The following is a 19,250-nucleotide window of genomic DNA, read 5'->3' as shown; positions in this document are numbered from 1 at the left end:
CTGCGCGCGGCGGCGTCCGTGAGGGCGGCGTCGATGTCGAGCAGCGGTCGCACGGCGCCCACGGCCTCGGCGAACGGAGAGGCGCGCCCGCGCCCCGCGAGGAACGACACCGCTGCCGCGAGGTCGTCGGCGTCGTAGTTGTGCACGCCGGCGACCGTGACGACACGGCGGACGAGATCCTCCGCGTCCAGCGGGACGGGCGCCGCCGGGAACACGCTCCCGACGAGGACGACCGTGCCGCCGACGGCGACGCCCGCGAGCGCCTCCCCTACGGCGTGCCCGGAGGCTTCGATGACCACGTCCGGGTCACGGTCGAGCGCGGTGGCTCCGAAGCGGGCGGCGAAGGCCCGGCGATCGTCGTCCGGGTCCCAGACCTCGACGACGGCGCCGTGCTCGGCCGCGATCGCCGCGGCGCTGATCCCCACCAGTCCTGCACCGTGGATGCGCACCGCGGCACCGTCGAGATCGATGTCACGGGCGGCCCTCGCCACGGCGGCCCATGCCGTCGCCGTCGCGCAGCCGGCCGGAGCCAGCACCGCGGCCGGCAGCGCCTCCGGTACGCGCGCGATCGCGGTGCCGGCGCGCAGCTGCACATGACTGGCGAAGGCTCCGGTCAGGTCGCCGTGCGCCCCGACGCGGTCATGACCGTACTTGCCGAGGTCGCGGCACTTCTGCGTGAGGCCCCTCCGACAGCGGTCGCAGGTGCCGCACGACACCGTGACCGACCACACCACGCGGTCGCCGATGCGCAGCGGGGTGCCGTCCACCGCCGCCGCCCCGTCGTCGCCCATCGCGATGACCCGTCCGACGCTCTCGTGCCCGAGCACGAGGGGTGCGGGCGCGGACCGCCGCCCGTGCACGGTGTGCACGTCCGATCCGCAGATCGTCGACATCTCCACGGCGACGAGCACGTCCCGATCACCGAGCGCGACCCCGGGGACGGCGATGGTCTCGTGCGGGTGGCCTTCGCCGATCCAGACCATCGCGGTGGCGGCGGGGCGCAGCGCGACGTCCCTCCGGTGACCGGGTGGGCGGATGAGCAGCGTTCCCATGACCCGACCCTCAGACGGAGGCGACGACAGGAAGGAGTTCGCGCTGGGCCAGAGCCCCACGCAGGGCCGTGACGTCGGAGAGCACGGCGTGGGCCCCGGCTCCGCTCAGGGCCGCGCGGTCGTGCGCCCCGGTGAGCACGCCCGCGACGAAGCCGGCACCCGCACGGCGGCCCGACTCGACGTCGCTCACGGTGTCGCCGACGACGGCGACGGCCTGCACCGCGGATGCTCCCGTGCGCAGAAGGGCGGTCAGGACGAGGTCCGGCGCGGGGCGTCCGCGGCCGGCATCGACCGGAGACAGGGCGAGGTCGACGAGTCCTCCCCACCCGAGCCCGTCGATGAGCGCCTGTCGCGTGACCGGAGCGAATCCGGTGGTGAGGACGACGGTCAGCCCCGCGTCCTTCAGCCCCTGGATCGCGTCCGCCGCTCCAGGGATCTCCGCGACGCCGCTCTCGGCGACGATCTCGGCGTATGCGGTCTCGAACGCCGCGGTGGCCTGCCGCGCCGCGCTCGCATCGCCGCCGGCGAGGTGGAGGAAGACGTCGAACTTGGACTGCCCCATCGTCTCCCGGACGTAGCCGAGGGCGTCCTCCCAGGGCAGCCGTGCGGCGACGCCGGTGCGCTCGGCGGCCCGTTGGAACGCCTGCTCCACCACGCCGTCGTCGACGACGGTGGTGCCGGCCATGTCGAGGACGACGAGTTCGATCGGAATGGTCATGGTGTTCCTTCCAGAGCAGGGGTGCCGCCGAGGGCGGCGGTGAGGTGCAGGTCGGCGAGCCCGAGGCCGCAGGTCATGCCGATGCCGGTGGTCGCGGCGAGCACGAGGGCACCGTCGTCTCCGCGGTCGACGAGGAACTCGCCGGGCGCTTTCGCGTAGACGCCCTGCCAGCGCTCGATGACCCGCGGCGCCGCCCCGTCGAACAGGGCCTCGGCCTCGTCGAGGAACGCGGCGAAGGCGGCCTCCGGCTGAAACGGCGAGGGGGCGGCGTCGGTGGCATGCGAGTCGCCGAGGATGAGCGTGCCGTCCGGCAGCTGCGTGTACATCTGGTTGAGGTCGAGGGCGGCGAGGTCGGGCCGCTCGGCGTGCAGGCGCTCGCGGAGGGTGCGGGCCTCGGGGCTGTCGGCGAACCGCCCGTACCGGATGAGGGACCAGCCGGTCAGCAGGGGCGCGGTCAACGGTCGCGGGAAGGAGACGGCCGCCCGCATCATGTCCAGCGCACAGCGCACCACGCCGTGCCGTTCCGCGACCTCGGGCAGGAGCTGGTCGATGTCGTGGTTGACGGCCACGACCACCGCCCCGGTGTCGATCGCCCCGCGCGTGGTCTCCACCCGGTCGGGGCCGAGGGCCGTCACCGCGGTGCGGAAGCGGAACTCGACGCCCCGTGCGGTCAGGGAGCGCACGATCGCGGTCGCCGCCGTGCGCGGATCCGTCTGCAGGTCGGCCTCGATGAGGGCGCCGCCGACGAGCCCGTCCCGGCGCAGCGGGGCACGGCGGAGGAGCTCATCGGCCTCCAGCATCCGGATGCCGCCGTCCCGCGCCGCCGCGGAGAGCACGGCGAGCTCGTCCTCGTGGCGTGCGGCCACGAGGGTGCCCGACTCGCGGAGCCAGAACCCCGCGTCCCTGGCGAGCTGCAGCCAGAGCTCACGGGAGGCATCCGCGTACCGCCGCGCCTCTCCGCCCTGCGCGCCGATGCAGAGGTGGCCGAAGTTGCGGATCGTGGCGCCGGTCGGAGCCGCGCCGCGCTCGACGACCACGACCCGGAGTCCCCGGCGCACGGCGGCGAAGGCGGCGCCGAGACCGACGATACCGGCCCCCACCACGACGACGTCCGGATTCTGCTCCGCCCCGGTCATCGGAACACCTTCCTCATCCACATCGCGAGGCCCTCGACCGCGAGCACGGTCACGAGGATCATCAGGACGATCGCGGTCACGGTCTCGTAGCGCGAACCCTGGCTGGCGTTCAGCAGGTAGTAGCCGACACCGCCGCCGCCGACGATGCCGAGGATCGTGGCCGCGCGGATGTTGGTGTCGAGCATGTAGAAGCTGTGCCCGATGAGGGCGCGGGTGCCCTGCGTCAGCGTGGCCGACGTGTACGTCTGCATCCGTGTGGCGCCCACCGCCCGCAGCGCACGCTCGGGCCCGCGGTCGACCTCCTCGAAGGAGTCGGCGATGAGCTTGCCGAGCAGTCCGATCCCGCCGATCGCGAGCGCGATGACGCCGGCCTGCGCGCCGAGACCGGTGATGACGACGAGGACGATGGCGAGGATCAGCTCGGGGATGCCGCGGATGCCGACGAGCAGCAGACGGGCCGTGCCGCGCCCTGCGGCGTGCGGGGCCACGTTGCGCGCGGCGAACGAGCCGAGCAGCAGCGAGGGCAGGAGGGTGAGGACGGTGGCGGCGAGCGCGATGGCGACGGTCTCCCGCATGGCCTCCAGCATCGCGACCGTGTCGTAGCTGCCGAACGACGGCGGCCAGAAGCGGGCGGCGACGTCGGGCAGCTTCGCCCAGAAGGTGAACAGGTCGGACCAGGTGATCTGGCTCACGACGACGCTGCCGACCACGACGAGGACCGCGACGATCCCGGCGGCGGTGTGGCGCACCCGCTGGGCGGTCCACGGACGACGCACCGCGGTCTCCGGGCTCGCCGCCCACGCCGGGCGGCCCTCGGCGGGCGCCTGCGACCGCCGAGGCAAGCGCGGGTGCACGATGCGGTCCATCCACGACCGGGTGTGCTTCTGCTCGCCGAGCATCGCGCCGCGCACCGTGCTCGAGACGATCTCCATCACGATGCAGAGCACGAAGATGACGAGCGCGATCCCGAGACCCTTGCCGTAGTTCAGCGCCTTGAACGCATACGACATCTCGAGCCCGAGGCCGGCGACGCCCACGTAGCCGAGCACGACGCTCCCGCGCAGGTTGATGTCGTTGCGGTGAAGCACGGTGGCCACCCAGCTCGGCAGCACCTGCGGGAGGATGCCCGCGGTGAACTCCTGGAGCTTCGAGCCACCGGCGGCGCGGATCGCGAGACGCGGCCCTTCGTCGATCTGCTCGATGGCATCCGCGAACATCTTGGAGATCATGCCGATCGAGTGGATGCCGATGGCGAGGATGCCCGGCAGCGTGCCGAGCGAGAACATGAGCACGAACGCCATGGCCAGCACGACGTCCGGCAGGGCTCGGGTGAGGACGCCGAGGAACCGTGCGGCCGCGCGCCACCCGGCACCCGGGGTGGTGTTGGCGGCGGCGAGGTAGGCGAGGGGCACGGAGAGCACGGCCGCCAGCAACGTGCCGACGAGCACGAGGCCCACGGTCAGGGCGACGAGCCAGGCGAGGTCGGCCGGCGCCGGGAAGGAGAGCCCGCCGACCCGGGCGAGGAAGTTCTCCGCGTTGCCCCAGCTCTGCACCATCGCGGGGATCGAGATGCCCACGTCGCGCACCGCCAGGATGCCGAGCACGACGAGGACGACGAGCGTGAGCCCGGCGGCGATGCGCTCGGCCGAGAGCGGTCGCTTCGGCGCCCGCTCCGCGACGCTCCCTCCACCCCCCTGGGTCGCTGAGCCGCCTCCCCGGGTCGCTGAGCCTGTCGAAGCGCCCCGTGTCGAGGCCTCCACCGCCGTCATGACGCCGCCACCGTGGTCACGGCGTCGACGAGCTCCACCTGCACGGCGCGGATCTCGGCCGTGGTCGTCGCGACGCGGCCGTAGATCTCCATCACCTCGGCTTTGGTGAGTCCGTCCGTCGGGGTGTCCAGGACGACTTCGCCGTGCCGGAGCCCGACGATCCGGTCGGCCCAGCTGATCGCGAGGTCGACCTGGTGCAGGCTGCACACGACGGTGAGTCCTTCGTCGGCGGCGATCTCGCGGATGAGGGCCATCACCTGCTCGCTCGACTCCGGGTCGAGGGAGGCGACAGGCTCGTCGGCCAGGAGGATCGCCGGCTTCTGCATGAGGGCCCTGGCGATGGCCACGCGCTGCTGCTGGCCACCGGACAGGGTGTCGCTGCGCTGGTAGGCGCGGTCGAGGAGGCCGACACGGTCGAGGTGCTCCAGCGCGGTCAGCTTTGCAGCGCGGGGGTAGCTCCACAGCCCGAGCCGCGGCCCACGCATCCGCGAGAGCGACCCGGTCAGCACGTTCTCCAGAACGGTCAGCGAGGGTACGAGCTCGAACTGCTGGAAGATGAAGCCCACGCTGCTGCGAAGCTGTCGCAACGCCCGGCCCTTCATCGAGGGAACGGACGCGCCGAGCACCTCGACGGACCCGGAGCTGGGCAGCTCCAGGCCGTCGAGATGCCGCAGCAGCGTGGACTTGCCGGAACCGGAGAGCCCGAGCAGCACGACGATCTCTCCCTGGGCCACCTCGAGCGTGACGTCCTTGAGGGCGGTGGTGCTGCCGAAGGTCTTCGTGACGCCGGCGAGGCGGATGAGGGTGTCGGATGCCGCGGTCATGGCTTCTCCTGTCGTCAGGCGCGGGGCGTCAGCCCTGGCACTGCTCGGCTTCGGTCTCGGCGCAGATGTTGCGGATGAGGTCGTAGTACGCGTCGTCCACCGGCTTGGTGGCGAAGAACACGCTGCGGAACGCGTCGGAGTCCGCGCTGTCGATGCCCGCCGCGATGATGTCGTCGACGGTGACCTCGCCGAGGGCGTCGACGAGCTGCTTCGCAACGTCGTCCGGCAGCGACGACGAGTAGACGAGCGGAGCACCCGGGACCATGGTCTCGGCGATGACCTTCACCTTGTCCGACTTCTCGACCTCGGAGTCCTCGGCGAAGCCGGCCTCGCACTCGACGCCCTCGCCGACCTTCTGCACGCTCACGTCGTGCTTGCCCGCGAACACGGGCGTGATGTCGGTCTTCGGGTCGACGCCCGCCTCGAGGAGGTTGTACGACGGGAAGAGGTAGCCGGAGGTGGACGAGGGGTCCACGAAGCAGACCTTCTTGCCCGCGAAGTCCTCGAGGCTGGAGATGTCGCTGTCCGCCGGCACGATCGCCTGCGAGTAGTAGCCGGGCTCCTGGCCCTCCTCGGTCACGATGGAGGAGATCGGGGTGAGCTTCGCGCCGTTGTTGGTCGCGGTGACGTAGGTGAATCCCGAGAACGAGGCGACGTCGACCTTGCCGGCGACGGCGGCCTCGATGAGCGCGGCGTAGTCGGTCGACTCGTGGTACTCGACGCTCTTGCCGGTGACCTCGGCGATGTAGTCCATGAGCGGCTGGTAGTTCGTCTCGGTGTCCACCGAGTCGGGGACGACGCCGAAAACGAGGGTGTTCTCGTCGACGGCGAATCCGCCGGCGGACTGCGCGTCGCCGGGGGCGTCGGTGGCATCGGCCGATCCGGAGCAGGCGGCGAGGCCGAACGCGAGGATCGCAGCGCCGGCGAGGGCGGGGAGAGCACGGAGCTTCATGAGGACCTTTCAGGGTGGGAGGAGTGATCCAGGGACGACTCTCCCAGCCGTCAGGCCGACATGTATACCTATCTCGGAAGTGTTCAGGCGGCGTTCACCCCCGATTCTTCTGGATGAACGGCCCCACAACACACCGACCCCGGAGGCGACAGGCGAAGTAATGTACCTATGTGGCCGAACCTGTGTACACCCAGATCGCCGACGACCTCCGCGCGCGGATCGTCGACGGCACGCTCCGGCCCGGGGACGATGTCCCCACGGAGGCGGAGCTCGCGGAGCGGTGGCACACGTCGCGCGGACCGATCCGCAACGCCCTGGCCACGCTCCGTGCCGAGGGTTTGATCGAGACCGGCCGGGGGCGCCCCGCCCGCGTGGTGGCGCGCAAGGCGAATCAGGCGGTCGACGTCTCGGTCCCGTTCACTCGCTGGGCGCGGGATCTCGGCGTCACGCCGGGCGCCCAGACGCAGGAGCTGAGTCTGCGCCGCGCGGGCGATCTCGGACCGGCACTGGGCGTCGGACCCGACGACACGATCGTGAGAGTGGTGCGGCTGCGCCTGCTGGACGGGCGGCCGACCATGCTGGAGCGACTGGCCTACACGGAGAACGTCGGCCGTCGGCTGTTCGACGTCGACCTGGACGAGGTCTCGATCACCGAGCACCTCGCGTCGGTCGGGCACCCGATCGTCACCCTGCAGCACGTGATCGATGCGGTGGCCGCCGATGATCAGGACTCGGCGCTCCTGCACGTGCCCCGCGGCACGCCCATCCTGCGGCTGACGCGGACGTCGAGGGACGCGGAGGGGCGCATCTTCGAGGCGTCGGAGGATCGCTACCTCAGCGAGGTGGTGCGCTTCACGGTGGCGGCGTCCGGGATATCGACGGACGGGCACTTCATGAGAGCGGTGGGCGGCTGAGGCCCGGAGACAGATTCGCGACCGCGGGCGCGGGAGTCTAAGAAGCCAGAAAGATCGCGCCCGCGATCGCAGCGCTGGGGACGCTTTATCTGGGGAGCCTTCAGGATATGTCGGCGTCGCGAGGCCACTGAAGTGCCGAATGTCGAGACAATCGTAGACTTTCGTCTACGGCCTCGCGGCCGGAATCGCGGGCTTCGTCTCAGGATACGCGGCGCTCACACCACCGGCAACACGGCGGACACGAGCCAGTGTCCGTCCACTTCACCAGCGCTGAACTCGCCACTTGCACCCATGACGCGTTCGGCCATCCGCCCGAGTCCGGTCCGACTGGAGGAGAGCTCACGACGCGGCGTCGTGGGCAGCGGGCTGCGCAACGACAAGTGGGCCTTGTCGTCGTCCACGGCGAGACGGATCTCGACGGGGCCGGGGCCGGCGTACTTCAGAACGTTCGTGGCCGACTCGCGCACGATCCGCGCGAGCACGATCTCGACGGCACGAGGGATCCGTTCGTCGCCGGGGTCGCCGTCGAGGATGACGTCGTGCCCTGCTGCTTCGAACTCGGCCTGCGCCTCCTCGACCGCGGCGACGAGATCGCCGGTCGGCATGCCCGCGGCTCGCGGGCCGTCGTCGGCGAGATCGATCACGAAGCGGAGGTCGGTCATGGCCTTCCGGGCGGCGACACGGATCGCCTCCCGGGAGCCATCGCTGGCGTCGGGGTCTTCGAGCATCTGCACGTGCAGCGACACCACGGTGAGGTGGTGGGCGATGCTGTCGTGCAGCTCGCCGGCGATCCATCGTCGCTCGGCGAGGACGGCTTCGCGTTCCTGTTCGGCCGCAGCCTCCAGCTCGTGCTCGAGGCGACGCCCCCGGTCGAAGGCCAGCCGGAGTCCGAGGCCGATGGCCCCGGCGACCGTGGCCGCGATCAGATAGATGCCGACATTGACCGGGACGTCGGAGTCTCCGTACGCCATGACCGACGCAGCGACGAGGAAGACTCCGGTGTAAGAGAGGACAAGAGGGGTCCACCCCAGGCGCATGACCAGCGCAGACGCCAGGGCGGCGGTGATGAGGACCTGCGATTCGGTCCCCGTGAAGAAGGAGGCCACCAGGACGACACCGATCGCGCACGTGGCGATCAGAGGCGACCAGAGAAACAGAGCGGTAGCCAGAGTCGAGGCGATGCTCACCGCGGAGGCGAGGGGATTCACGGTGGGATCCGTGAAAAGAGTGAAGACGTCGATCGCGACCATCACGCTGATGATCGCGAGGATGACGATGCTCTCCACGCGTGTGAGGCGTTCGCCGCGTGCGAGTCGGAAAATGTCAGGCACCGCCCGTTTTGACTGGTCTAAGGCCATGGTGCACTGTCTCCTATTCGCCAGCTATCCTAGCGAGTGAAACCGAAAAGCTTGCCAACCTGCTGCCAGAAAGTCATTACATTCACCTCCGTTCTAGTGCCGTTTGTCGATGTCTGTATTCATCTTCTCGGCGGCGCGCGGAGCGCACATCTGGCGTTCGTCCAGACCTCGATAGCCAAAGGTCTACATCCTCAGAGCGCCCGCTTCACGCCGTTAGGCTTCCTCCATGCAGGAAATCCGCGTGGTGATCGTCGATGACGATCCTCTGGTCCGCTCCGCGCTGTCGCACTTCGTGTCGCGCGCGCCCGAGATCACGGTCGTGGCGCAGGCGGAGGACGGTGTGGAGGCCCTCACGACGGTCGAGCGCGAGAAGCCCGACGTTGTGATGATGGACGTCCAGATGCCGGAGATGAACGGCATCGAGGCGACTGCGGCAATCGCCGAACGGTGGCCCGACGTGCGCATCCTCGCCGTCACCACACTCGACGGCAGCGACACGGTGCTGCCCATGCTGAGCGCCGGCGCCTCCGGCTACCTGCTCAAGGACTCCAGCGCGGAGGAGATCGTCACGGGCGTGCGCGAGGTGTTCGCGGGAGCGAGCTCGCTGTCGCCCCGCATCGCGTCGATGCTCATCCGCCATGTGCGCGACTCCACTCCCACCGCGGCGGCGGAGACCCTCGAACCGCTCACCGAGCGCGAGGAGGAGGTGCTGCAGTGCCTCGCGAAGGGCATGTCCAATGCCGAGATCGCGAAGGCGCTCATCGTCTCGGAGGGAACCGTGAAGGCCCACCTCGGTCGCATGATGTCGAAGTGGCACCTGCGCGACCGCGTGCAGATCCTCGTCACGGCCGCCCACGCCGGACTCGTCACCTTCCGCTGAGCCGCGGCCTCAGAGCGCGAGCAGCACGATCCCGGTGAGGACGACCAGCGAGGCGCCGATCCGCCAGCCGGGCCGGGACTCGCGCAGGACGAAGGCGCCGAACAGGCTCACGAGCACGACGCTGACCTCCCGCAGCGGCGCCACGAGCGCCACCGGAGCGATCTGGATGGCGGTCAGCACGAGGATGTAGGACAGCGGCGACAGGATGCCGAAGGCCAGGATGCGGCGCCACTGCGTGCGCCCCAGCGCCACGACCGCACCCCATCGTCCGCGCACCGCCACGGAGTAGAACGGCACCTGCAGCAGCGTCGTCCCGACCATGAACGCCACCGGGGACAACTCCCATTCCCGAACTGCGTGGGCGTCCCAGATCGTGTACACCGCGATCGCCACGCCGGTGAGGGCGCCGAACAACAGCCCGGGATCGACACGGCGCCCGCTGCCCGCCGGGCGCCGGTCGACGAACCCGATCGCGACGACCCCGGCGATCACCGCCGCGACGCCGACGAGCGCCAGGGCCGAGGGGCGTTCGCCGAGCAGGAGCACGGCGACGATCACGGAGAGGAACGGCCCGGTGCCGCGCGCCGTCGCGTAGACGGTGGACAGACTGCCCTCCCGATAGCCGCGCTGCAGCACGGCCATGTAGGCGACGTGCAGGACCGCGGAGACGGAGACCCCGAGCGCGAACGAGCCGAGGTCGGCCGCGCCGAGTCCGCCCGTGAACGGCACGGCGCCGATCCAGACGACCGTGCCGGCGACCGCACCCCACCACAGGAACGGCGAGCCGGCGCGGCTGATGCCGTGCGCGATGACGTTCCAGGACGCGTGGGCGATCGCGGCGGCGAGGACGAGGACGAGAGCGACAGCGGACACGGCAGACCCTTCCCTCCGCCGCGGGCGCGACGAATCGGGTCCTCCGGGCTTTTGTCCTGTCAGATGACGGTCCCCCTGCGGAGGAGGACCGTGGCGCCGCTCGGACCAGACGGGTGCAGACCCCGGAACCCTAGGCGCTATCGCCACCACCCTATCCCCGACCGGGAAGGGCGCGGTGACCGGGCGCGACTACGCTCGAAGGACACCCCGCGCAGGAAGGTCATGCCATGCCCGTCACCCCGGACGCCCTCACCCACGCCGAGGACCTCGCCGACTTCGTCGCCGCTTCCCCGTCGAGCTACCACGCTGCCGCCGAGACGGCCCGCCGCCTGGAGGAGGCCGGCTTCACGCGGCTGCAGGAAGAGGACGCCTGGCCCGCGCAGCTCGGCGGCCGATACCTCGTGGTCCGCGACGGCGCGACGATCGCGTGGGTGGTGCCGGAGGATGCGACCTCCACGACGCCGGTGCACGTGTTCGGGGCGCACACCGACTCCCCCGGCTTCAAGCTCAAGCCGCAGCCGACCACCGGAGCCCGCGGCTGGCTGCAGGCCGCCGTCGAGGTGTACGGCGGTCCGCTGCTGAACTCGTGGCTCGACCGGGAGCTGCGCCTCGCCGGCCGGCTGGCCCTCGCCGACGGCCGGGTCGTCCTCGCGGACACCGGCCCGCTGCTGCGCCTCCCCCAGCTCGCCATCCACCTCGATCGCGGCGTCAACAACGGCCTCGCCCTCGACAAGCAGACCGAGACGCAGCCGGTGTGGGGCCTGGGAGATCCGACCGAGGCCGATGTGCTGGCCGAGCTCGCCGATTCCGCCGGAGTGACCGCGGCGGAGATCCGCGGCTACGACGTCGTCGTCGCCGACGCGGCGCGGGGTGCCGTGTTCGGCAAGGACGACGCGTTCTTCGCCTCCGGCCGGCTCGACGACCTCGCCTCGGTGCACGCGGGCGTCGTAGCCCTTGCCGCACACGAACCCGCCGCGGGCGCGCCCGTCGCGATCCTCGCCGCGTTCGATCACGAAGAGCTCGGCTCCGAGTCGCGCTCCGGCGCCGCAGGCCCCTTCCTCGAGGATGTGCTGGAGCGGCTCTATGCGGGGCTCGGCGCCGACGGCTCCGCCCGCCGCCAGGCGTACGCGTCGTCGTGGTGCCTGTCCAGCGACGTGGGGCACTCCGTGCACCCGAACTACATCGGCCGGCACGACCCCGTCGTGCAGCCCGTGCTCGGCTCCGGACCCATCCTCAAGCTCAACGCCAACCAGCGCTATGCGACCGATGCGGTCGGCGCCGCGTCCTGGCGGAACTGGTGCGATCGGGCCGAGGTGGTGACGCAGGAGTTCGTCTCGAACAACAGCGTGCCGTGCGGCTCGACGATCGGCCCGATCACCGCGACCCGGCTCGGCATCCGGACGGTCGACGTGGGCATCCCGATCCTCTCGATGCACTCCGCCCGCGAGCTCGCCGGCGTCTCGGACCTGCACGACCTGACCCGCGTGGCCGGGGCCTTCTTCGCCGGCTGAATCGGGCCGCGCGGAGTGTGCCCCCGGAGTGCCAGGATGTGAGGATGACCGACATCAGGCCGGCTCTCATCGAGCGTGCAGGCATCGAGATCATCCCCGAGTCCGAGCGGACCGCCCAGCCCCGCGACCTGTTCTGGCCGTGGTTCGCGGCGAACGTGTCGGTGTTCGGGATGTCGTACGGCTCGTTCGTGCTCGGCTTCGGCATCTCCTTCTGGCAGGCGACGGTCGTCTCGGTCATCGGCATCGTCGTGTCGTTCCTGCTGTGCGGACTCATCGCGATCGCGGGCAAGCGCGGGTCGGCGCCGACGATGGTGCTCTCCCGGGCCGCGTTCGGCGTGCAGGGGCAGAAGGTGCCAGGGATCGTGTCCTGGCTCACGTCGATCGGGTGGGAGACGTTCCTCGCGATCATGGCCGTGCTCGCGACGGCGACCGTCATCACGCAGCTCGGCGGCGACGGCGACAGTCTGTGGCTGAAGATCCTCGCGACCGTGATCGTCGCCGCGCTGATCGTCGCCGCCTCCGTGCTCGGGTACCACACGATCATGCGGCTGCAGTCGGTGCTGACGTGGATCACCGGCGTCGTGACGATCGTCTACATCATCCTCGCCGCGCCGACCATCGACCTCGCCGCGGTGCTGGCCCGTCCTGACGGGGGCATCGGCCAGGTCGTCGGCGCGCTCGTGATGGTGATGACCGGATTCGGGCTGGGGTGGATCAACATCGCCGCGGACTGGTCGCGCTACCAGAAGCGCACCGCGTCCGACGGGGCGATCGTCGCCTGGAACACCATCGGCGGCTCGGTGGCACCGGTCATCCTCGTCGTCTTCGGTCTGCTGCTCGCGGGATCGGACGAGGAGCTCATGGTCGCGATCGCCGCCGATCCGATCGGCGCGCTGGCGAGCATCCTGCCCGTGTGGGTGCTCGTGCCGTTCCTGTTCACGGCCGTGCTCGCGCTCGTCTCCGGCGCAGTGCTCGGCATCTACTCCTCGGGCCTGACCCTGCTCAGCCTCGGCATCCGCATCCCGCGGCCGTCGGCGGCGGCGATCGACGGCGCGATCCTCACCGCGGGCACCATCTTCGTGGTCTTCTTCGCGACCGACTTCCTCGGCCCGTTCCAGAGCTTCCTCATCACCCTCGGCGTGCCGCTGGCCTCCTGGGCCGGCATCCTCATCGCCGACATCCTGCGGCGGCGGAAGGACTACGACGAGGCGGCCCTGTTCGACAGCCGCGGGCGCTACGGCGCCTGGGACTGGACCGCGATCGGCACCATGGTCGTCACGAGCGTGATCGGGTGGGGCCTCGTCCTCAACGGCTTCGCGGACGCCGCGCCGTGGAACAACTGGCAGGGCTACCTCCTGTTCCTCGTCGGCGGGACGGACGGGGACTGGGCGTACGCGAACCTCGGGGTGTTCGTGGCCCTCGTGCTCTCGTTCCTCGTGACCTGGTTCGCGCGGGCGGGGAAGATCCGGCGGCAGGAGTCGTGAGCCCTTCGACAGGCTCAGGGACCCAGGGGGCGGCAGGCTCAGGGACCCAGGGGGCGGCAGGCCGCGGGGCCGAGGAGGCGACAGGATCCGGGGCCGAGAGCTGGCTCGTGGTGGTCGATCCGCAGGTGATCTTCGCGTCGCCCGACTCCGCCTGGGGCTCGCCCTTCTTCGCCGACGCGATGACGAACATCCGGCGTCTCGCGGACGCCTTCGGCGAGCGCGTGCTCGTGACCCGCTGGCTTCCGACAGCTGACCGCTCGACCTCCTGGGGCGAGTACTTCGCCGCGTGGCCGTTCGCCGACCGGCCCGCCGACGACCCGTTGTACGCGCTGGTCCCCGAGGCGGAAGGCCTGTCGCCTCATCCCACCGTCGACCTCCCGACGTTCGGCAAATGGGGCCAGGAGCTGGAGGCCATCGTGGGGCGCGGTGGTCGGATCGTGCTGGCCGGGGTGTCGACCGACTGCTGCGTCGTGTCCACCGCTCTCGCCGCCGCGGACGCCGGGGCACGGGTGACGCTCGCCGCCGACGCCTGCGCCGGCTCCACGGCCGAGAACCACGCCGCCGCCGTGCAGATCATGTCGCTGTATCCCCCGCAGATCACCATGACCGACACCGCCACCCTCCTCTCCCCCTGACCCCCCTGACCCCCCTGCGCCCCGCGCCCCGCACCCGTGCGGACGGAAATCGCACCTCCGCACACCGTTTCCCGCCCCTTTTCCATCCCGCACGCCGGCGAGCCCTCCCAGCGGGACGGGTTCCGCCCCTCGCGAGGGTCCACCGGGCACGGTTTCGATCCCGCACGGAGCCTTCGTCGCGGGACGCGAAACGCACCTCGGCAGGCGCGGGGAGGAGCGTTTTTGAACCCGACAGGGGCGAGCGTCAGGCGTGGGCGCGGACCGCGGCGGCGATGTCGGCGGGCGTTCCGCGCCACGGAGCACCATGCCCGGGAAGGACCCACTCGGCGTCGAGCGCCGCGAGGCGGTCGAGCGAGGCCAGGGCTTCCGTGGGCTCGTCGGTGAACGGGGCGGGTTGCGCGCCCTCCTCCCCCGTGAGCACATGCCGCGTGGTCAGGGCGTCGCCGACGAACACCGCGCCGACCGCCGGGACGTGCACCGCGATGCTCCCCGGCGAGTGCCCCGGAAGACCCACGACGACCGGCGCCCCGGGGAGGTCGAGCACGTCACCGTCCGCGACCTCGGACACCTCGGTGACGTGGCGCGTGCGGAGCGCACTCTTGCGGAGGCCGTAGGCGAGGAACCCGAACATCGGACCGATCCGGGAAGGACCCATCGGGGTCTTCGGCTTCTCCCCGGTACGCACGCGGTGTGCGTCGGCGCCGTGGATGAACACCGGAACGCCGGACTCACGGCGCAGTCTTTCCGCGAATCCGATGTGGTCGCTGTCGCCGTGGGTCAGCACGAGTCCGCGGATGTCGGACAGCGGTCGGCCGATCACGGCGAGCTCTCGCTGAAGGTCATGCCAGTGCCCGGGCAACCCGGCGTCGACGAGGGTGATGCCCTCGGGCAGGTCGATGAGGTACGAGGCGACGATGTCGTTGCCGAGGCGGTGGAGGTGGGGAGCGAGCTTCATGATGATCCTCTCGGGCGATTGCGATGGATACGTTACGTAGCTATCATGGCTACTGTCAATAGCCATCGAGGAGGATCCATGCCCACCCCCGAACGCACGTCGATCGATGCCATCGTCGCGGCCGGCCAGGAGATCATCGAGGCCGACGGCCCTGCGGGACTCACGATGCAGGCGGTCGCGGAGCGCGTGGGCGTGCGCGCCCCCTCCCTCTACAAGCGCGTGCGCGATCGTGAGGCCTTGCGTGTCGCGGTCGCCACGGCATCCGTCGAGGCCCTCGCGACCCGGCTCGAGGCGGCCGACGACGACCTCTCCACCCTCGCCCGGACCTATCGCGCCTTCGCTCACGCGCACCCGGAGGGCTTCCGCCTCATGTTCAACGCCGCGGTCCCCCGCGACACCCTGGAACGCTCCGCCGCCCCCGTCATCCGCGCCTGCGCCACCGCGGTCGGCGAGGCGGACGCTCTCGACGCCGCGCGTCTCTTCACCGCCTGGGCCACCGGATTCCTGCAGATGGAGCTGTCCGGGGCGTTCCGACTCGGCGGTGACGTCGACCGCGCCTTCGAATACGGCCTCCGGCGTCTCCTCGCGAGCCTCGCCGGGTGAGGACGCCCGTCATTCCCGGTCCACGACGGCGGATGCTGGCACACTGAGGCCGTGGAAGACTCCCGCAGCACCGCCGGAACCGTGGCCGCGAAGACCGGCCGGACGCCCTGGCGTCGCACGAAGATCGCCGTGGGCGTCCTCGCCGCAGTCGCCGCCGTCGTCGCGATCGTCGGCGCGCTCACCCCGTGGCCCTCGGCGATGGTCATCCGCTCCGTGTTCACGAAGGGCGGCGACGAGACCGCGGCGGAGATGACGAAGCATGTCCCGGACACTGCGCTCGACGAGCGGAAGGACGTCGCCTACGGGGATGCCGGCGCGGACACGACGATGGACGTCTTCCGCCCCGCCTCCGCCGACGGCGCGCTGCCGACCGTGGTGTGGATCCACGGAGGCGCCTGGATCTCGGGCTCGAAGGAGGACGTCGACCCCTATCTCCGCATCCTCGCCGCGGAGGGCTACACGACCATCGGCGTGAACTACACCCGCGGACCCGAGGGCGTGTATCCGCTCGCCGTCCACCAGCTCGATGAGGCCCTCGCCTACATCGACGCGCACGCGGCGGAGTTGGGCGTCGATCCGCGCCGCATCGTGCTGGCGGGAGACTCCGCCGGGGCCCAGCTCGCCAGCCAGATGGCGACGCTCATCACGAATCCGGACTACGCCGAGATCCTCGGCATCCGCCCGTCGATCCGCGCCGACCAGCTCGTCGCGACCGTGCTGAACTGCGGCGTCTACGACCTCGCCGCGCTGGCCGAGCTCGACGGGGTCCCGGGGTGGGGCTTCAAATCGGCGATGTGGGCCTACTCCGGGACGAAGACCTGGGCGGAGGACTCGACCGGGGCCACGATGTCGACCGTGGACTGGGTCACCGCCGACTTCCCCGCGACCTACATCTCGGGCGGGAACGGCGACGGGCTCACCTGGCTGCAGTCGATCCCGATGGCGAAACGGCTGCAGGAGCTCGGCGTCGAGGTGACTCCGGCGTTCTGGCCGGCGCCGCACGAGCCCGCCCTCCCGCACGAGTACCAGTTCCACCTCGATCTGCCCGAGGCTCGGAAGGCGCTCGCGGACACCATCGCCTTCCTCGACGCGCACACCCGCTGAACCGGCCCCTGTCGTCCGGCCCCGGCTCCGACACGGATGCACGACCCCGGCACGGGTGCACGACCGAATCCGGGAGGTACTCGTGCCACCGTCTCCGGATCGTGCAGATGGGACGGGATCTAGACATAACACGTCTGTGACGACCGACACGGAAGTGATATGTTCGCGGGATGCACACCGAGAACGAACGCGCACTCGAGTCCGGGATCGTCACGGACCTCTCCGGCCGCGTGACCTACGGCTCGTACCTCGCGCTCGACCAGCTCCTCACGGCACAGCACCCGGTGAGCGACCCGCAGCACCACGACGAGATGCTGTTCATCATCCAGCATCAGACGACGGAGCTCTGGCTGAAGCAGCTGCTGCATGAGCTCAGCTCGGCGCGGGAGCTGCTCGCGGCCGACGACCTGCGTGACGCCCTCAAGCGCATCGCCAGGGTCAAGCGCATCCAGGACGTGATGACGCAGCAGTGGTCGGTCCTGGCGACGCTGACCCCCACGGAGTACGCCCAGTTCCGTGGCGCCCTCGGCAACTCGTCCGGCTTCCAGTCGGTGCAGTACCGCGCCGTCGAGTTCGCGCTGGGCAACAAGAACGAGAAGATGCTGAGCGTCTTCCGCGACCACCCCGCGAACCTCGCGCTCCTCACCGCCGAGTGGGAGAAGCCCACGCTGTACGACGAGTTCCTCCGCTACGCCTCGCGCCGCGGCCTCCCCGTCCCGCGCGAGATCCTCGACAGGGACGTGCGGGAGCCGTACCGCGAGACCCCGGCCCTCGTGCCCGCCATCCGCGCGATCTACCAGGACCCGCGCACCCACTGGGACCTCTACGAGGCCTGCGAAGACCTCGTCGACCTCGAGGACAACTTCCAGTTCTGGCGCTTCCGTCACCTCAAGACCGTGTCCCGGACCATCGGGATGAAGGTCGGGACCGGTGGATCGAGCGGCGTCGGCTTCCTGCAGCGCGCCCTCGACCTCACGTTCTTCCCGGAGCTCTACACCGTCCGCACCGAGATCGGCTCCTGATGCTCGCGGCGACGTTCTTCGACGGCGAGCGCTGGCGCGATGGCGTCGTCGGGCTCGGCGCGGACGGGCGCCCCCAGCTCCGCGATGAAGCGCCCGCCCCCGGCGCCCCGGCTCTGGTCGGACGCATCGTCGGCGGATTCACGGACCACCATGCGCATCTGCAACTCGTCGACCACACGCTCCTCTCCTCGTCACGCCTCGGACGGGTGGTCGACCTCGGCGGCGATCCGTCCGCCCTGGCGTGGATCGCCGTTCACAACTCCGGAGTTTCGACCGGCAGAGGCGCTTCCGAGGCGGTTCCGGGTGCGGCGGGGCCGGATTCTCCTGAGTTGCGAACCGTCGACTTCGCCGGCGCGTTCCTCACGCCTCCCGGCGGATACCCCTCGGACCGCGCCTGGGCGCCTGCGGGTTCCGTCCGGGAGATCGCCGGCCCTGCGGCGGCGGCGTCCGCGGTCGCGGAGATGGCGGCGGCCGGAGCCTCCGGCATCAAGGTCGCGAGCAACAGCACCGCCGGCCCGGTCTTCTCCGACGCCCTCTTCCGCGCGATCGTGGAGCTCGCCACTGCGCACGGCCTCCCCGTCGTCGCCCACGCGGAGGGCCTCGGCGAGGCGCAGCGCGTCGTCCGCCTCGGTGCGACGCAGCTCGCGCACGCCCCGTTCACCGAACATCTGGACGACGAGGAGATCGCGGAGCAGGCCGTCTGGGCCGCCTGGATCAGCACCCTCGCCATCCACGACCCCGCCGCGAGGGCCATCGCGATCGACAACGTCGCGCGGTTCCACGCCGCCGGCGGCACCGTCCGCTACGGCACCGACATGGGCAACGGCCCGACCCCCGTCGACCTGAACCCGGCCGAGGTCATCGCCCTCCGCACCGCCGGCCTCGACGACGACGCCCTCCTCCGCGCCCTCGCGCCGGTCGACCCGCTCGATCCCCGCTCTCTCCTCCTCCTGCTGCCACCGGGATCCGCCGATCCCCTGGCCGCCCGCCCCCTCACCCCCGCCGACCTGAAGGTGTGACATGACCGACCGCTCCGCCGACACCGCCCTCCTCGACGCCGCCCGCGCTCTGGACGCCGCCGACCCGCTCGCCGCGCACCTCGACGCGTTCGTCGAGGCCCCGGGCGTCACCGCCTACCTGGACGGCAACTCGCTCGGCCGCCCGCTGCGCGACGTGCCGGAGAAGCTCGCCGCGTTCGTGCGCGAGGACTGGGGCACCCGCCTCATCCGCTCCTGGGACGAGCAGTGGATGGCCCTGCCGATGGAGCTCGGCGACCGCATCGGCGCCGTCGCCCTCGGCGCGGGCGCGGGGCAGACGGTCGTGTCCGACTCCACGAGCGTCCTCCTGTACAAGCTCATGCGCGGCCTCCTGCAGCCGAAGTGGGATCGAGGGCGTCGCGCAGGCGTCCGGCGAGCTCGAACTTCAGCTCGGCGGCGGCCGCGAGCATCTGATCGGTGAGG

At 71.0% G+C, this 19,250-nt stretch carries 19 protein-coding genes; 9 read left to right on the top strand and 10 right to left on the bottom strand.

Annotated elements, in window-relative coordinates:
- The 6 genes from DW296_RS11950 to phnD form a co-directional block, all read right to left on the bottom strand.
- Positions 1-1,052 (bottom strand): alcohol dehydrogenase catalytic domain-containing protein (locus DW296_RS11950; RefSeq protein WP_136052412.1); only part of this gene is annotated, 1,052 nt, incomplete at its 3' end.
- 10 nt (positions 1,053-1,062) lie between these two features.
- On the bottom strand, positions 1,063-1,770 hold the full coding sequence (locus DW296_RS11945) for an HAD family hydrolase (RefSeq protein ID WP_136052411.1): 708 nt from the start codon (positions 1,768-1,770) through the stop codon (positions 1,063-1,065).
- Positions 1,767-2,906: a TIGR03364 family FAD-dependent oxidoreductase gene (locus tag DW296_RS11940; protein WP_136052410.1), complete on the bottom strand. Its 1,140-nt coding sequence runs from the start codon at positions 2,904-2,906 to the stop codon at positions 1,767-1,769. The genes DW296_RS11945 and DW296_RS11940 overlap by 4 nt, the downstream gene beginning before the upstream one ends.
- The gene (gene phnE / locus DW296_RS11935; RefSeq protein ID WP_136052409.1) at positions 2,903-4,675 is read right to left on the bottom strand and encodes a phosphonate ABC transporter, permease protein PhnE; all 1,773 of its coding nucleotides are present in this window, start codon (positions 4,673-4,675) and stop codon (positions 2,903-2,905) included. The genes DW296_RS11940 and phnE overlap by 4 nt, the downstream gene beginning before the upstream one ends.
- Positions 4,672-5,499: a phosphonate ABC transporter ATP-binding protein gene (phnC, locus tag DW296_RS11930; protein ID WP_136052408.1), complete on the bottom strand. Its 828-nt coding sequence runs from the start codon at positions 5,497-5,499 to the stop codon at positions 4,672-4,674. Before phnC ends, phnE begins: the two co-directional genes overlap by 4 nt.
- 28 nt (positions 5,500-5,527) lie before the next feature.
- A complete protein-coding gene (gene phnD / locus DW296_RS11925; RefSeq protein ID WP_136052407.1) occupies positions 5,528-6,451 on the bottom strand; it encodes a phosphate/phosphite/phosphonate ABC transporter substrate-binding protein in 924 nt (307 codons plus the stop codon).
- Positions 6,452-6,621: 170 nt separating this feature from the next.
- On the opposite strand from phnD, the gene DW296_RS11920 reads away from it, so the two are divergent.
- Positions 6,622-7,365, top strand: a complete 744-nt coding sequence (locus tag DW296_RS11920; protein WP_240743078.1) for a GntR family transcriptional regulator — start codon at positions 6,622-6,624, stop codon at positions 7,363-7,365.
- A gap of 215 nt (positions 7,366-7,580) precedes the next feature.
- Here DW296_RS11920 and DW296_RS11915 read toward each other — a convergent pair whose 3' ends face one another.
- Positions 7,581-8,651 carry a sensor histidine kinase gene (locus DW296_RS11915; RefSeq protein ID WP_240743077.1) on the bottom strand — a complete coding sequence of 357 codons (1,071 nt, stop codon included), beginning with the start codon at positions 8,649-8,651 and terminating at the stop codon, positions 7,581-7,583.
- Between the two features lie 298 nt (positions 8,652-8,949).
- Here DW296_RS11915 and DW296_RS11910 point away from each other — a divergent pair, with 298 nt between their 5' ends.
- Positions 8,950-9,603 carry a response regulator gene (locus DW296_RS11910; protein ID WP_231729504.1) on the top strand — a complete coding sequence of 218 codons (654 nt, stop codon included), beginning with the start codon at positions 8,950-8,952 and terminating at the stop codon, positions 9,601-9,603.
- A gap of 9 nt (positions 9,604-9,612) precedes the next feature.
- Here the strand turns inward: DW296_RS11910 and DW296_RS11905 are convergent, their stop codons facing one another.
- Entirely contained in the window at positions 9,613-10,476 is an 864-nt protein-coding gene (locus DW296_RS11905; protein ID WP_136052405.1) for an EamA family transporter, read from the bottom strand.
- Between the two features lie 227 nt (positions 10,477-10,703).
- On the opposite strand from DW296_RS11905, the gene DW296_RS11900 reads away from it, so the two are divergent.
- The 3 genes from DW296_RS11900 to DW296_RS11890 all read left to right on the top strand — a co-directional run bounded on the left by DW296_RS11900 (position 10,704) and on the right by DW296_RS11890 (position 14,106).
- Positions 10,704-11,987, top strand: coding sequence for a M18 family aminopeptidase (locus DW296_RS11900; protein ID WP_136052404.1), 1,284 nt, complete (start codon positions 10,704-10,706; stop codon positions 11,985-11,987).
- 44 nt (positions 11,988-12,031) lie between these two features.
- A complete protein-coding gene (locus DW296_RS11895; RefSeq protein WP_136052403.1) occupies positions 12,032-13,471 on the top strand; it encodes a purine-cytosine permease family protein in 1,440 nt (479 codons plus the stop codon).
- Between the two features lie 107 nt (positions 13,472-13,578).
- Entirely contained in the window at positions 13,579-14,106 is a 528-nt protein-coding gene (locus DW296_RS11890; RefSeq protein WP_136052414.1) for a cysteine hydrolase, read from the top strand.
- A 244-nt stretch (positions 14,107-14,350) separates the two neighbouring features.
- Here the strand turns inward: DW296_RS11890 and DW296_RS11885 are convergent, their stop codons facing one another.
- Entirely contained in the window at positions 14,351-15,061 is a 711-nt protein-coding gene (locus DW296_RS11885) for an MBL fold metallo-hydrolase (protein ID WP_136052402.1), read from the bottom strand.
- 78 nt (positions 15,062-15,139) lie between these two features.
- On the opposite strand from DW296_RS11885, the gene DW296_RS11880 reads away from it, so the two are divergent.
- The 4 genes from DW296_RS11880 to DW296_RS11865 all read left to right on the top strand — a co-directional run bounded on the left by DW296_RS11880 (position 15,140) and on the right by DW296_RS11865 (position 18,809).
- On the top strand, positions 15,140-15,664 hold the full coding sequence (locus DW296_RS11880) for a TetR/AcrR family transcriptional regulator (protein WP_136052401.1): 525 nt from the start codon (positions 15,140-15,142) through the stop codon (positions 15,662-15,664).
- A gap of 51 nt (positions 15,665-15,715) precedes the next feature.
- Positions 15,716-16,768 carry an alpha/beta hydrolase gene (locus tag DW296_RS11875; protein ID WP_205807972.1) on the top strand — a complete coding sequence of 351 codons (1,053 nt, stop codon included), beginning with the start codon at positions 15,716-15,718 and terminating at the stop codon, positions 16,766-16,768.
- Between the two features lie 170 nt (positions 16,769-16,938).
- A complete protein-coding gene (locus tag DW296_RS11870) occupies positions 16,939-17,790 on the top strand; it encodes a tryptophan 2,3-dioxygenase (protein WP_136052400.1) in 852 nt (283 codons plus the stop codon).
- A complete protein-coding gene (locus DW296_RS11865) occupies positions 17,790-18,809 on the top strand; it encodes an amidohydrolase (protein WP_136052399.1) in 1,020 nt (339 codons plus the stop codon). Before DW296_RS11870 ends, DW296_RS11865 begins: the two co-directional genes overlap by 1 nt.
- Before the next feature lie 335 nt (positions 18,810-19,144).
- Here the strand turns inward: DW296_RS11865 and DW296_RS16745 are convergent, their stop codons facing one another.
- Complete coding sequence (locus DW296_RS16745; protein WP_446724144.1) at positions 19,145-19,237, bottom strand: hypothetical protein; 93 nt, start codon at positions 19,235-19,237, stop codon at positions 19,145-19,147.
- Positions 19,238-19,250: the final 13 nt, after the last annotated feature.

The organism is Microbacterium sp. K36 (assembly GCF_004794355.1).
GTDB lineage: Bacteria > Actinomycetota > Actinomycetes > Actinomycetales > Microbacteriaceae > Microbacterium > Microbacterium paraoxydans_D.
This window is presented reverse-complemented; position numbering and strand designations above follow the sequence as displayed.